This is a genomic window from Actinomycetota bacterium (genome assembly GCA_040757835.1).
Lineage (GTDB): Bacteria > Actinomycetota > Geothermincolia > Geothermincolales > RBG-13-55-18 > SURF-21.
This window is the reverse complement of record JBFLWJ010000005.1, coordinates 18,990-33,176: the sequence shown is the minus strand read 5'-3', so window position 1 is coordinate 33,176 and position 14,187 is coordinate 18,990. Positions and strand designations below refer to the sequence as shown.

The 14,187-nt window shown below is 62.5% G+C and carries 14 protein-coding genes; 6 read left to right on the top strand and 8 right to left on the bottom strand.

The features are described from left to right. Nucleotides 1-334 precede the first annotated feature (334 nt). The 3 genes from AB1384_06650 (at nt 335) to AB1384_06640 (ending at nt 1,511) form a co-directional block, all read left to right on the top strand. The gene (locus AB1384_06650; GenBank protein ID MEW6553948.1) at nt 335-538 is read left to right on the top strand and encodes a DUF2283 domain-containing protein; all 204 of its coding nucleotides are present in this window, start codon (nt 335-337) and stop codon (nt 536-538) included. 114 nt (nt 539-652) lie between these two features. Next, on the top strand, nt 653-937 hold the full coding sequence (locus AB1384_06645) for a GNAT family N-acetyltransferase (protein MEW6553947.1): 285 nt from the start codon (nt 653-655) through the stop codon (nt 935-937). A 400-nt stretch (nt 938-1,337) separates the two neighbouring features. After that, on the top strand, nt 1,338-1,511 hold the full coding sequence (locus tag AB1384_06640; protein MEW6553946.1) for a 4Fe-4S binding protein: 174 nt from the start codon (nt 1,338-1,340) through the stop codon (nt 1,509-1,511). Nucleotides 1,512-1,690: 179 nt separating this feature from the next. On the opposite strand, the gene galK is transcribed toward AB1384_06640, so the two are convergent. From galK to AB1384_06605, 7 genes are all read right to left on the bottom strand, one after another. Then, nucleotides 1,691-2,875, bottom strand: a complete 1,185-nt coding sequence (gene galK / locus AB1384_06635) for a galactokinase (GenBank protein MEW6553945.1) — start codon at nt 2,873-2,875, stop codon at nt 1,691-1,693. After that, on the bottom strand, nt 2,868-3,845 hold the full coding sequence (gene galT, locus AB1384_06630) for a galactose-1-phosphate uridylyltransferase (protein MEW6553944.1): 978 nt from the start codon (nt 3,843-3,845) through the stop codon (nt 2,868-2,870). The genes galK and galT overlap by 8 nt, the downstream gene beginning before the upstream one ends. A 214-nt stretch (nt 3,846-4,059) precedes the next feature. Continuing rightward, nucleotides 4,060-4,749: a DNA/RNA nuclease SfsA gene (gene sfsA / locus AB1384_06625; GenBank protein MEW6553943.1), complete on the bottom strand. Its 690-nt coding sequence runs from the start codon at nt 4,747-4,749 to the stop codon at nt 4,060-4,062. Nucleotides 4,750-4,756: 7 nt separating this feature from the next. After that, the gene (locus AB1384_06620; GenBank protein ID MEW6553942.1) at nt 4,757-5,866 is read right to left on the bottom strand and encodes a uroporphyrinogen decarboxylase family protein; all 1,110 of its coding nucleotides are present in this window, start codon (nt 5,864-5,866) and stop codon (nt 4,757-4,759) included. Continuing rightward, complete coding sequence (locus AB1384_06615; protein MEW6553941.1) at nt 5,866-6,402, bottom strand: DUF6125 family protein; 537 nt, start codon at nt 6,400-6,402, stop codon at nt 5,866-5,868. The genes AB1384_06620 and AB1384_06615 overlap by 1 nt, the downstream gene beginning before the upstream one ends. 11 nt (nt 6,403-6,413) lie before the next feature. Further along, nucleotides 6,414-6,779: a hypothetical protein gene (locus tag AB1384_06610; GenBank protein ID MEW6553940.1), complete on the bottom strand. Its 366-nt coding sequence runs from the start codon at nt 6,777-6,779 to the stop codon at nt 6,414-6,416. Between the two features lie 96 nt (nt 6,780-6,875). Then, a complete protein-coding gene (locus AB1384_06605; GenBank protein MEW6553939.1) occupies nt 6,876-10,109 on the bottom strand; it encodes a PAS domain S-box protein in 3,234 nt (1,077 codons plus the stop codon). A gap of 409 nt (nt 10,110-10,518) precedes the next feature. Between AB1384_06605 and AB1384_06600 the strand changes: the two genes are divergently transcribed. From AB1384_06600 to AB1384_06590, 3 genes are read left to right on the top strand one after another with little or no spacing between them, the layout of a single operon-like run. Further along, nucleotides 10,519-11,292: an exodeoxyribonuclease III gene (locus tag AB1384_06600; GenBank protein ID MEW6553938.1), complete on the top strand. Its 774-nt coding sequence runs from the start codon at nt 10,519-10,521 to the stop codon at nt 11,290-11,292. Nucleotides 11,293-11,308: 16 nt separating this feature from the next. After that, nucleotides 11,309-11,602 (top strand): hypothetical protein, encoded by a 294-nt coding sequence (locus AB1384_06595; protein MEW6553937.1) that lies wholly within the window; start codon nt 11,309-11,311, stop codon nt 11,600-11,602. Between the two features lie 24 nt (nt 11,603-11,626). Further along, nucleotides 11,627-12,811: an FAD-dependent monooxygenase gene (locus AB1384_06590; GenBank protein ID MEW6553936.1), complete on the top strand. Its 1,185-nt coding sequence runs from the start codon at nt 11,627-11,629 to the stop codon at nt 12,809-12,811. A gap of 143 nt (nt 12,812-12,954) precedes the next feature. Here the strand turns inward: AB1384_06590 and AB1384_06585 are convergent, their stop codons facing one another. Next, entirely contained in the window at nt 12,955-14,148 is a 1,194-nt protein-coding gene (locus AB1384_06585; GenBank protein ID MEW6553935.1) for an alpha/beta fold hydrolase, read from the bottom strand. Nucleotides 14,149-14,187: the final 39 nt, after the last annotated feature.

Genomic DNA, 14,187 nt, shown 5'->3' with positions numbered 1-14,187 from the left:
ACAGGTCATTGCTGCATGTTACGCTGTTTTCAGATAGATATAGGGCATAGAAGGATAGGAAGAATACCGACATGTATTTCCGGTTTACGGATCATGCGCTGAGAGAGATGTCGAGGAGGGGTATACCAGAAGAGACGGTATATGAGATTATTGAAATGCATGAGCAGGAATATGAGGTTCGCAAAGGCCGGAAGGTGTATCAAGCCCGGAGATTGGATGGTGACCCACCTCGCATTTATCTGTATCGGGTTTTCGTAGATGTGGATAGGCGGCTAATCGAGGTGGTTACCGTCTATCGGACGAGCAAGGTCGACAAGTACTGGAGGAACGAGGCATGAAGGTAACTTATGACAAGGAGACCGATACCCTTACCATAAGGTTCAACGAAAATCCTATAGTCGAGAGCGATGAGGAGAAACCCGGAGTCATCATCGACTTCGACGAGGAGGGAAACATGGTGGGTATCGAGGTCCTCGATGCCTCACGCAGGGTTAAAGAGCCCGCCTCCGTCGAGTTCCACCTGCTTCCATCCGGCTGATGCATATATTCAACAGAAGCCCACGTCTGTCTAGAGCTCAAGCACTAACCTTATCATCCCGGGAGAGCCGTACAGCTTCTCGTTGAAACTCTCCGTGCGAAAAAGGGGAAGAGCATCATGGGGAAGGCAGAATACCGGCACTCTGACGTTTTGACTTGCCTGATTCTGGGTAGAACCATGATGTCGGAAGGGGTCATCACGGTTCTACTCGAGGACGCGATCGAGAAGGCCAAGAGCGAGGGTTATCCCCGGATGCAGGTCACAACCTGGATAGGGAACCTGGCATCGAAGAAAGCGTACGAAAAAGTGGGATTCAAGGTAGACAAGGAGAAAACCCATAAGAGCTTCGAGGAGCTATACGGGTCTCCCGGGCAAGTGAGGTTGATGCTAGAATTTTAGCAATCCACTTTTACTATATCTGGAGGAGCGGTGGGGGAGGGGAGAGGGTTCCGATATGCTGATCTGTATTCAAGGAGTGTAGAAAAATAACATCGGGAGCCGCATATGGGAAATACTCGCTTAATGAAGGGCAGGACCACGAGCGGTTAAGCTTCCCCGGAAATCCCTGCAATTGAAACTCTCGGTGTGAAAATGCGTATTCAGATATGCATGTTGCTCCTGAACAAGCCATATCTTTAGTCAGTATTGTGAGTCGAGGTTTATCACCCCGCCTTAATCCTTACGGAGCTGTAAGAAATATAGTATGGTAAATAATGTAAGCTCATCCAGCTCGAAGGGCGCGGTGTCCAAATCGTGTCCATTTAGCAACGGTGCATAAAGCCCGAGGGCCTGGAGGGATATGTGGAGGCCGCCAGATCCCTTACCCGTTTTCTCAAACTCATGCATCGGGTGCTGGGCTTGCCTGAACAAGTGTCCCAGGTCGGCCATCCGTAGCAGTTCCGCCAGTTCCGAGAATTTCTACCGCGGTCTGGAGGACAAGGCCGTGAAACTGAAGAAGTTAGGCCTCGGTTGAGCCGGTTCCGTCGTCATCCTAAGTGTTCGAATTTCGATCTCATGCCTCTTTAGGAGCATCCACGCCAGTGAATCTGGTATATGGACACCCAAACAAACGACGGCGATAAGAGGGTAAGCATTCTCTTGTAGATATAACTTCCCCGAAAAGCTCCCCACGCTCCCGAAAAGTGCCGGGCTTCAGGCCAGTCTGCGGGCGCCCGCGCACGGCCGCGCGGAGATGAAAAACGGTTCGCGCCCGCTGGCCTCGCGGTAGAGGCCAGGCACCCCGGCAAGATATGCGGGCAGGGACTCGTCGCGGGCGAGAGCGATGACGCAGCCCCCGAAGCCCGCTCCGGTCATGCGGCAACCCCACACCCCCGGCTGGGCCAGGGATATTTCCTGCAGGGAGTCGAGCTCGGGAGACGACACCCCGTAGAGGTCGCGCAGGGAGGCATGGGACTCGTTCATGAGCCGGCCCAGTCTTTCGGGGTCGCCCGCCTGCAGCGAGGCCGCCGCTTCCCTGACGCGTGCGTTCTCGCGCAGGACGTGCTCGGCGCGCATGCGCGAGACCTCGGGCAGCGTATCCCTCACCACCTGGAACTCCTCCATGGTGAAGGCGCTCAGGTCATCCCTCGGCCCTAACCTCGCAGCCATGAGCCCGAGGGCTTCTTCGCACTCCCGGCGCCGCTGGTTATATTGAGAGTCCACCAGCGAGCGTCCGGTGCCGGTGTGCCCGATGAGCAGCGACGTACCCGGCAGGTCGAAGGGCACGAAGTCATAGGCGAGGGTGCGGCAGTCGAGGAGGATGAGGTGGCCCTCACGGGAGAGCGCGACGGCGTACTGGTCCATCACCCCGCAGTTCATGCCGACGAACTCGTTCTCGGCGCGCCATGCGGCCTGCGCCGCCTCCTCCGGCGGGAGCTGCAGGCCCAGGCTCGATGCGGCCAGGGCGGCGGCGATCTCCAGGGAGGCGGAGGAGGAGAGGCCGGCTCCCAGGGGGAGGTTGCTGAAGAACATGGCGTCGCAAGGAGGGGGCTCCCCCCGCGTAAGCGAGAGGATAAAGAACACGCCACGAACGTAGTCGGCCCAGTCCCCACGCCTGTCTATCCCCATCGGGTCGAATTCCGCTGCCTCACCGGTGGTGGCGCTGTAGAGCCGCGAGGGGGGCACATCCCTGGGCCGTATCAGCACATAGGTGCCCTCCGCTATGGCAAGGGGGAGTACCAGGCCGCCGTTGTAATCTGTGTGGTCCCCCATGAGGTTGACGCGCCCCGGCGCGAAGTAGAGGTCGGCAGCGGTGCCCTCCCCGAAGCGGGACTCGAACTCGGCCCGCCTTTCCTCTATCTCCGCCGCCTCCAGCAAGCCCTCACCCCCGTCAGGCATCCATGCCCTGCCGGTCCGCGAACCTTTTCGCGGCCGCCCGCAGTTCCGCCGCTTTTTCCTCGGGGACGGTGGTGTTGATGTGGGCCCAGGCGCCGGTCTCGGAGGACGCGCTGAACTTCAGCTTGTCGCGGTCGCGCATGGGCGGATAGAACTCGATATGGAAGTGGTAATGGGGGTAGTCCTTCCCGTCCGTGGGGTTCTGGTGCATGCACATCATGTACGGGAATGGGATGCCGAAGAGGCTGTCGTAGGCGCCGGTCACGCACTTCAGCACGCGGGCGAGGCCACCTTTCTCGGCCGCGCCCAGCTCCGCCAGGGACCCAAGGTGGCGGTCGGGCATGACGATGACGTCGTAGCCGTACTGGGCGAAGGAGGGCACGAATGCGGTGAAGCCCTCACCTCTCCATACCACCCGCGCGTCCGCCTTACGCTCGTGTTCGAGCAGGTCGCACAGGAGGCAGCGGTGGTGAGCCTCGAAGTAGGCGCGTGTTGACTCCAGCTCGGTCCTGACCCGCAGCGGGATGAAGGGATAGGCATAGATCTGGCCGTGGGGGTGGTGGATGGTCACCCCCACCGCCTCGCCGCGGTTCTCGAAGATGAAGACGTAATCGATGCCGGGCATGCTCCCCAGCTCGCGGTAGCGCTCCTCCCAGTGCCCGACCAGCCTGGCGATATGGTCCAGCGGCAGCTCGGGCAGGGTGATGTCGTGGTCGGGCGAGTACAAGGTGACCTCGCATTTACCGAGACTGGGCCTCACCGGCAACAGGTCGTCTCCGTCGATATCCGGCGGGGGGGGATCCAGGACCAGGGAAGGGAAATCGTTATCGTAGGCGAGGATATCGTAATCGTCGGGGACCTTGCCCGAGCCCGGACAGAAGGGGCACCTTTCATCCTCGAGCAGCGGCCGTTCCTGGCGGCGCGGCGCCACCATCACCCAGGTCCTCAGGAAGGGGTCCCATCGCAGTTCCATCCCTTTCGACCTCCCAGCCTGATCCGTGCCGACTCGACCAACTCGATTATAATGTGAAAATGGGGTCAGGTCTTGTTTCTTGCATACCATAATATGGGAAACATATATCTATGCAGCAAGAGGGCCCTGTGAAAAGCGGTACTTCAACCAGGGTGCCGGGGTATCCAGAAAACAAGACCTGACCCCTTACTTGAGCCGTTCGGTGCGGAGGCGGTCAATCCAGACGTACCGGCAGGCGCCTCTCCAGCAGCATCCTCCTGCCCCTCCAGGGGGACAGGTAGGCGAGGACCTCCACGCCGGAGGAAGCGGCGCGGCGCAGGGTGGCGGAGAAGAGCGGGTCGGTGTCCCCGTGCGGGGAGAAGACCTCGCCCCCGGGGTGTTTGACCACCATGACCATGCACGTACGGTATCCTCCTCCGGCGGCCGAGATGAGTTCCTCCAGGTGGCGGGTGCCCCTGAGGGTAGGCGCATCGGGGAAGAGGGCTACCCCGCCGCGGACCAGGGTGCATCCCTTGACCTCAACCAGGCAGGGAGACCCGTCGCTCTCCAGCAGGAAGTCCAGCCTGCTCGTGCCGTAGATGGGTTCAGGTCTGATGGAACAATCCGGGTCGAACTCGGCCAGGCCGCCCGCCCGCAGCGCCTCCGCGAAAAGCAGGTTGGGGAGGCGGGAGTCGATGTTCACCCAGCCCCGCGGGCACTTCACCCCGATCATGTCCCAGGAGGTGCGCCTGCCCGGGGCCGCCGCGGGCCTCACCCGCACCCGGGCACCGGGCAAGAGCAGTTCCGTGAGGCGTCCCGGGTCGGGCACGTGGGCTTCTTGGCGCACACCGTCTATCTCCACCACGGCCAGGAAGCGGTTGGGGCGCCGCAGGAAGGTCGCCTCGCGGTACGGGCCAAGGTCCATGCGGTCTCTATTTCCCGGTGGCGGCGGCGATCATCGCCTGCACGTTCTCCACCCTGGCGTCGATGGGGATGTCGCAGCCGGAGTGGAGGATGAAGCCCGTGGGGCCAAGCCCCTCCACGAGCCTGCGGCTGTACTCGTAGACCTCGTCGGGTGTCCCGTGGGAGAGCAGGACGGGGGAGACGTCGCCCATGATGCATATGGTGTCCCCGAGGACCTCCTTGGCCTTGAAGATGTCCGTGGAGCCGTCCAGGGAGAGCACGCACTTTCCCGCCGGGAGAGACTTGAACATGTCCAGGTCGCGGGTCCAGTCGGAGTCCAGGTGGAAGATGACGATGATATCGGAGTCGAGCACCTCGTAAGCCAGTTTCTCCAGGTATGGCCAGACGAAGCGCTCCCACAGGGGGCGGGAGAGCATCTCCGAGGCGGAGCGCCAGCCGCCTATCCACATGGCCGGGAACCCGAACTGCTTGTTGGCATTGACCACCATGGGCGCTATCTCGGGGAGGGCGGCGTCCATGGCCGCCTGCACCTTGTCCGGCATGCGGTAGAGGTCGAGGACGAACTGGGCCAGGGTGCGCCCGCCGCAGAACATCTCGTAGGGGGTGGTGATGATTCCCATGACCAGGACCGGGGCGTCGTGCGCCGCCCACTCCTCGATGGCCTGGGGCGCGTACTGGATAAAGCCGCCCAGGGCCTGCCCGAAATCCAGGCCTACCCTCTCCTCGAGAAAGGGGACCATGAAGGCGTTCCAGCCCACCTCGGCGATGCGGTCGTAGTCCCCCGAGGTCATGAGTTCCTTCTCCTGCACCTGCCAGGCCTCATCGTAAGGCAGCTCCCGTCCGGGCACGTGTATGCGGGAGAGCCACGCCAGGCTGAGCATGTCCGGGGTGTAGGTGGCATACTCCATGGCGTCGGCGCCCCCCACGGCGTCCCAGGCCTGGATCATCATCCGCGTGGCTGTCGGCATATCTTTTACGTAATCGCCCAGGCGCGCTCCGATGGCGCCGGCCCCGAAGCCGGAATATTCGAGGACCACTGGAGTGCGGTCGGTCCTCTCCAGCGCGATGGTCTTGAGCACGCGCTCCCTGCGCTCTTCGTAAAGCGGCGTGGTATCCATCATTCACCCCCTGCGATATCGATGGTGAAGTCTCCCCGGCAGTGTCCGGTCTGGTGCATGATGCATCTCTCTATTTTAGGCTCCACCGTGTAGGGGATGCCCAAACTCTCCAGCCAGCATTCGATACGGTACATGACTCCGCATTCGTATTCGTCGATGACCCCCATCTGCCGCATGGCTTTGTAGGCGAAGCACTCGCCGTCCATCCACTCCCAGTGGATGACGTTGGGCGGGACGAAGGTTAAGCTCGCCCGGGAGAAGACCGATTCCGGCAGGGTCATGCGCAGGGCTTCATACACGAAGAGCCGCAGCCCCTCGAAACCACGCAGGTCCTCATCTTCCACCCACAGCGCCTTCCTCGCTCGGGCCATCTCGATGGCGGCGAGGGACCTTATCGCCTGGCGGTTGACCCGGTTGGCCTGCTCCATGCCGGAGTCAAGACAGGTATGGTAAAACCACGTGCCGTCATGGGTCAGCCATCCCTTGCCCAGGAGGTCCTTTAGTTCCTCCCGCGGCACCTCTTCCAGTCTTCTCAATGCCTCACCCCCTATCCGGACAGGTTCGCCTGTTCGGTTACCCTCTCGAGGAACTCATCTACGGGGGGAACGGTCCCGAAGCAGTCCAGCCTGCCGTCCACGGCGATGGCCGGGGTTATCTGCTCGAGGGAGAAGGCGATGCGGTCGGCCAGATCGTCCTCGCCGGCCTGGCGCAGGTAACCACGGAGCTTTCTGACATACTCGGCGTAGGCGCTGTCCTCGGAGGGGTTGAACACGCGCAGCTCCACCTGGTCCGCGCGCTCCCTCAAGGCGGCGATGAGCATCTCGGCCAGGGAATGCTTCTCCTGGTCCCGCAGGTCGAAAACGCCCGAGCACAAGCAGGCCACGGGCCCCAGGAAAACTTCGGCTTTCCTCATGCCGCTCACTCCTTCCAGCCGCCTCCCCGGGCACCTGCACTCCGCGGCGGGCCGTATGCGAAGTATCGCTGGCTACATCAACGCAGATGCGGATGGTCAAGTCAAGGGCAGGGTGAAGCTGAAGATGGAGCCGCCGCCCTCACGCGGCTCGCATGAGATCCTGCCACCGTGGACCTCGACGATCTGCCTGGCCAGGAAGAGGCCGAGCCCCAGGCCTGGGGTCGAGTGGTACTGGGCCTCCTCCACCTGGTAGAAGCGGTTGAAGACCTTATCGCGGTGCTGGGGCGGGACTCCGACCCCCCGGTCAAGCACCGAGACGGCAACCTCCTCGCCGTACCGTTCGATCACCACCTCCACCACGGTGCCCTGGTCGGAGTACTTCACCGCGTTGTCCAGGAGGATGACCAGGAGGTCGTGGAACCTCTCGGGGTCTACTTCGCACTCCAGGGTTCTGTCCGCGGGCTTCAGCTCGAACTCCCACTCCGGGGCCTTGGACCTCATCTCGCGCAATACGCGGTCCGCGAGCGCGATGAGATCGGTCCGGCGTTTCGAGATGTGGAAACGTTCCCGCTCAACCAGGGAGACGTTCATCAGTCCCATGACCATGCGGCCGATCCTCTCCGTAGCCTGGCGTATTGCTCCGACGACCTCTTCCCTGGTCGGATCGTCCATCTCGCTGCCGTGTGCCTCCAGGGTCTCGGTGAAGCCGCTCAGGAGCGCCACGGGATGGCGCAGCTCGTGGGAGGCGATGTCCACGAAATCCCGCAGGCTCTCATTGAAGGCGTAACGCTCCTCCTCGATGCTTATAGCCCGTGCCAGCATGGCCATGGTGTCCATCTCTATCCTGGAGAACTCCCTCGCGTCCTTGTATAGCATGTTGAAACATCCCGTGCTCTCCTCCCGCACGATGATAGGATGGAAGAGGAAGGAGGCGAAACCGTGCAGCCGCACATCGGGGTCATTCGCGAAGATGCCCTCCTCGACGTCCCCGGTGGTGACGGGCCCCTTGGCTCCATGGAGGAGGAGCTTGTAGCAGAGATAATCATCCACTTCCCCTATGGGCATAAACCCCTCCCCGTCCTCCAGGGAGGAGAAGACATAGAAATCGCCTTTTTCGATCCTGCCGTATCTCACCATGTCCGCCGCGAGTATGTCCCTGCCGGTCAGCGCCAGCAGGCGTATGTTCTCGAGGGGGTCGGGCCCCATCCCGAGGAAGCACTCGTTCAGCTTCTGCAGCCTCTCCTCGGCGCGCTTGCGCTCGGTGACGTCCCTGGTTATGCTGAGGAAACCGACTGGTGTTCCCCCTGCGTCCCTGATAATCCTGGAGTTGCTCTCGCTCAGGAAGCGGGACCCGTCCGCCCTTACCGAGGTGAAGAGGATCGGCTCCCCCAGGACGTCGACTCGCTGGCGCATAGGTTCCTCCGCCTTCGGCCATTCATCCGGGACCATGAACTCTATCACGCTCTTGCCCACCATCTCGCTCTCTTCCTTGCACCTGAAGAGGTTGAGGGCGGAGCGGTTGACCATGGTGATCCTCCCCTCCAGGTCGACCAGGATGATCCCGTCCGGTGAGGTCTCGACCACGGAACGGTAGCGCTCCTCGCTCTCCCGCAGCGCCAACTCCGCCCTCCTGCGGTCGGTGATGTCCCTAGTGATAGCGATGAAGCCCGCTGGATTTCCCTCGGCGTCCCTGATGAGGGTGGCGGTTATCTCGCCGGGGAAACTCCCTCCACTCCGGCGCAATATAGTATATTCGCCGGTCACGACCTTGCCGGCCAGAACCCTCGAACGCATCGATTCCAGCGCCTTCTGCCTCTCCTCCGGGGCGATGAGCTCGATGACATTTGTCCCCAGCAGCTCGTCCGGGTCGCCGAGGCCTATGAGTTCCAGGCTCGAGCGGTTGGCCATGAGTATCCTGCCGTCCAGGGTGGAGAGGATGATGGAGTCGGGGGACGTATCCACCAGGGACCGATAACGCTCCTCGCTCTCCCTCAGCGCCTGCTCCGCGGACTTGCGGTCGGTTATGTCCCTGGCATTGACGACGATCCCACGCACGGCCGGGTCGTCGAGGAGGTTGGTGGCCACCGCCTCCTGCCAGTGCCAGGACCCGTCCTTGTGCTGCCAGCGGTATTCCACTCTGTCCGAGTGGCCCGGCTGCTGCACTCCCCTTGCGAAAGCTTCCGCGACCCTGGGGATGTCTTCGGGGTGGAAGAACTTGAAGGCGTCCTCTCCAAGCCGCTCTTCCAGGGAAAACCCCGATACTTTCTCCAGCGAGGGACTGATATATCCCATGGTCCCGTCCGCGTTGAGCACGGCGATGATATCGTAAGCGTTCTCGATGAGAGCACGGAAATATCGCTCGCTGCGGCGCAGCTCTTCGTCAAGGGCTACGCGGTCGGTGACATCGCGGCTGTTCAGGACGATGCCTTCCACCGCGGGGTTGTCCAGGAGGTTGCTCTCCACCGCTTCATGATAGTGCCAGGACCCATCCTTGTGCCTGAAACGCACCATGATCTTAATCTGCCGCGAGGGATCGGCCAGTACATGCTCCAGGGCCTCCCTGCCCTCGCGCAGGTCATCGGGGTGGATGAAGTCCAGGATGCTCTTCCCGTATGTCTCATCGGGAGAGTATCCGGTGATGGCCTTCGCCGACGGGCTCCCCCAGCGCAGGGTCAGGTCCCGGTTGAGGATGATGATCATGTCCACCGCGCTCCTGATGATGGAGCGGTAGTAGCTCTCGCTGCGTTGCAGCTTTTCAGTGGCGGTCTGCCAGTCCCGCGTCCGCTCCTGCACCAGCTCCTCCAGGTGGCTGCGGTGGGATGCGAGTTCCTCCTCCGCACGCTTGCGTGCGGTGATGTCGCGGCAAAAGGCCACGAAATAGGTGCGCTCTCCCGAGCGCACGCTGGATATGGATACCTCCACCGGGAATTCGGTCCCGTCCTTTCTCAGGGCCTGGAACTCCCTGGCCGCGCCCATCATGTCCGGCATGCCCCCGGCGCCGTGGGCGGCGAAGGACTGTATGGAGCGGTCGCGAAACCTCTCGGGGATGAGCGTCTCGTGCATGCGCTTGCCGACCACTTCCTCCTCGGCCTGTCCGAACAGGGCTTCCCCCGCCCCGTTTATATAGATGACCACGCCTCGTTCGTCCAGGACCAGGATGGCGTCGTTGGCGCTGTCCGCCAGGGAGCGGAAGAGGTCTTCCCCGTGGCGCAGTTCCTCCGCCAGCCTGCGGTAGAGGCCCGCGGACGATTCCAGGTCCGCCTTACGCTGGCGCAGCTCCTCCAGCTCCCGGCGGAGCCGGTCTGTCTCCCTGCTTTGCCTGCCGCGCACGTTCCGTCCTCCGACTTTTCCGAGGCCACGACGCCTCGAGAAGAATAGTACAGCGGTACGCCATACCGTTGGATAACCGTAAACGATATATGCGCCGGAGTGGACTGCGACCATCAGAAAAAGCGCTCCGTCAACCTTATTCTACCCCGCGGCATGAAATATATGTCAGATAATAGGGGGCACGAATGTCGGTTTCTCACCGAAGCGATTCCCTGCGCCGTATATGGTCCGGACAACTGTTGACGGGGATGAGCGCGAGGTAAGAGCAGCGTGAAGCGGGGATGCTCAAGTCCTCTCCGCCGCCGGGAGATGCCCCAGCCGGCGGTCGCGGAAGACGAAGAGGTGCCCATGCTCTGGTATGATTAACGAGGGAAATAGCGGCTCGCGGGCGGATGAAGAGACCATGCGCATGAAGAAATTGACCATATGTTCCTGGAACGTGAACGGCATCAGGGCCGCCCACGGCAGGGGTTCCCTCGACTGGTTCCAGGAGATGCAGCCGGACATCCTGTGCCTGCAGGAGACCAAGGCCAGCCTGGAGCAGCTGCCCGACGGTCTCAGGGAGATGGAGGGTTACAGCGCCTTCTACAGCGCCGCGGAGCGCAAGGGATACAGCGGTGTGGGGCTGTACTCGAAGCCGCCGCCACTGGAAGTAAGGAGCGGCTTCGGCATACCGCGTTTCGACGGCGAAGGAAGGGCACTCATGGCCGATTACGGCGCGTTCGTACTCTTCAACATCTATTTCCCGAACGGCAAGCAGTCGAGGGAGCGCCTCCGCTATAAACTGGACTTCTACAATGCCTTTCTGGGGTATGCGGATGCGCTGAGGGCGAAGGGAAAGAGGGTGGTGGCCTGCGGTGATTTCAATACCGCCCACAAGGAGATCGACCTCGCCCGCCCCAGGGAGAACAGCAAGGTATCCGGGTTTCTGCCGGAGGAGCGGGCCTGGATGGACGAACTCGTGGAGCACGGTTACGTTGACACCTTCAGGATGTTCAACCAGGAGCCCGGCCATTATACTTGGTGGGATCTGAAGACCCGGGCGCGCGAGAGGAACATAGGCTGGAGGATAGACTATTTTTTCGTCAGCGAGGACCTGCGCGAGGAGGTGAAGGCCTCGTATATGCTGGAGGACGTGATGGGCTCGGACCACTGCCCGCTGTGCATCGAGCTGAAGGTCTGACCGGGAGGAGGCAGGGATGTTTTCGGACGTCGACGAGATCACCATCAACTATGAGGAGGACGGCGTGCTGGTGGTCGAGGAACTGGACAAGGTGATACTTTCCAAGGGGGCCTGGGCCACCGTCATCTTCCGTTACCGGCAGTGGGAGCAGGCGAAGGAGGACTACGGTCCGGACCGCTTCACCATTCGCCGCTATCGCAAGATGAACGATGAATACCGGCAGCAGGCGAAGTTCAACATCTCCAGTGTCGATCAGGCGAGGAAGATAGTTGAAGCTCTCAACGGCTGGATCGGCGAAGCGGGATCCTGAGGACGCCGGGATGCGGGGACGAGTATGAGACCCGTTGATTACGATGTCGTAGTGGCGGGGGGAGGGCCAGCCGGAGCGGCCGCGGCGAAGGCGGCGGTCGAGGGCGGGCTGAAGACCCTCCTCCTCGAGAAGAAGACCATGCCGCGGTTCAAGCCGTGCGCGGGCCTGATCTTCGAGGAAGCCCGGGAGGCGCTGGAGCTGCACTACCCCGAGATACCAGGCGCGGTCAAGGCCGAACCGTACCATCTGCGCAAGATACTGCTGTACGCCGGGAACCTGCGCGTAGAGGTGGAGGAGGACGGGTTAAGCGTCTGGCGCGACAGGTTCGACCGCTGGCTCTGCGAGTGCTCGGGCGCGGAGCTCTGGGACCATACCGCACTCATTGATTTCTCGGAATGGAAGGACGGGGTGGAGGTCGTCTGCAGGCGCGACGGGGTGGAGACCAGGATCGGCGCGCGCAGCCTCATCGCCGCGGACGGCGGAGTCTCCGCCGTCGCCCGCAGGATCGACCCCGGTTTCATCGGCGGGGCCCCCTTCATCTGCACCAGGCACGAATACCACCGCGCCGACTGCGACCTGGAGCCGGGGGCTTTCCACGTCTTCATGGACGCGGCCTACGGCGTGTATCCGGCGGTGTATTTCAAGGACGACCTCATGGTCGTGGACTCGACCGTCCGCAAGGGCAACAAGATAGGCCCGACCCGCAGTGCCTTCCACTCCATGCTGGCAAGGGACTTCGGTTTCCGCTCCCACGAAGAGGTATATACCTTCGGGTGCAGCGCGGTCTTCACCGCCGCCATCAACCGCTTCTGCTTCGGGACCTCGCGGGTCCTCGTGTCCGGGGAGGCGGCGGGCTTCATGAACGCCCTGGGGGAGGGGATATCCTCGGCACTGGCCACGGGAAGGCTGGCGGGAGAAGCCGCCGCCGCGAGCGGAGGATCCCCTCCTGGAGCGATCTACCGCGCGAGCATCAAAGGCGAGCGGGAGAGGACGGCCCGCGAGTGGTCGCTTCTGGGGCTGCTCAGGGGACAGGCCCGGCCCGAGCTCCGGGAAGCGCTGATGAAGCTGCCGCTCTCCGCCAAGCTGCGTTTCGTGAGGGCGGTCCTGGCCTGGCAACGCGGCGGCGGCGTGGCCCCCGGCCCCAGCCTGGACTCCATCGAGGTGGCGCTGCGCAGGCTTCTCCGCGGCACCTACGACTACCGATCGTAACTGCTTCAATAATACTGGACGATTCTTTTCCGTACGCGCACGTGCCGGGTCCGGCCATCCGGAAATGGACGGGCGACAGGCACCGCCGCGTCGCCCCCCGGCGCCGCCGTCACCATCGTGATGCAATTTACCGGGCAGAAGTATCAAGTTCCAGCAATGCCCTCTATCCAGTCCAGGATGTCCGGGTAGACCTCGGTGTAGACGCGCTTGCCCATGACCAGGTCGGTGTGGCCGTAACCCCGGTAGTTCTCGAAGCGCTTCACCGCGCTGGAGACCCTCTCGTAGCCGTATTCCCGCACGTTGTCCGGGCCGACGAAGTCCTCGGTGCCCGTGATGAAAAAGAGGGGCGCGGTTATCCGGTCCATGCCGGCGGTGTAGTTGCACTCGCCGTTATAGCCCTTGAGGTCGGGATCGCTGGCCAGCACGGCGATCTGGGCGGTCATCAGGGTGGTGACGTTGTCGGAGGCCTGCTTGATCAGGCTGTAGCCCACGTCCGGGTCCACGTTCCTGGCGTTATAGAGGGCGATGGCGACGGGACCGTGTATGGCCAGTATTCTGCCCAGGCGCGGGAAGCGTGCGACGAAAGCCCCCAGCCTGCTGATGGGGACCTTGGGAGAAGCGTCGCTTGCTTTTTTGAGGAGGCCGGCCGCAGCATCCGCGATCTTGTCGAGGTTGGGTATGCGCTCCAACCGGGCTATCCAGTCCCCTCCGCCGCAGTGCAGGCCGGGAGGGCTGCCGATGGTTACCCCCCCCAGGAGGGACGCGTTGCGTTCCCTGGCCAGGTCCGGGTCGGTGGCGACGCGGAAGTGGCCGTCCAGGCTCACCGGCTTCACTCCCTGCAGGTACATGTAGAGGACGATCCCGCCCATGCTGTGCCCGATCCAGATAGGCCTGCGCCCCGTCTTCTCGCTGACGCCGTTGACCAGGGCGGGCGCGTCCAGGGAAGCGAGGTGGTCGACGGAGTGGCGCCAGTCTCCGACTCCGCACATGTAGGGCTCCCTCCCGCATCCCTGGAAGCTGGATATCCACACGTCGTAGCCCCGCTCCGCCAGGTAGAGGGCGATGTTGTGCTCGTGGTGCGGGAGGTCGAACTCCAATCCGTTGCCGGTGAATCCATGGGCGAAGAGGACCGGCTGGGCGCCCTCGTTCACGTACCTCTTGAGCCGCAGCGTCACCCCGTCCGTGGTGGTGACGCTCTCCACCCTGCTCTGGAGATGGGAGAGACAGGCGGGGTCCTCTTCGGGAAAGGGCTCCCGGTAAACGCGCCACGTTGCCGCCGCACCCAGGGATGCCGCGGAGATGAAAGAGCACTTCGCGATCTTTCTGGTAATGCCCATGACTACCCCCCGAATAAATCGAACCGTCATTGCCAGCAG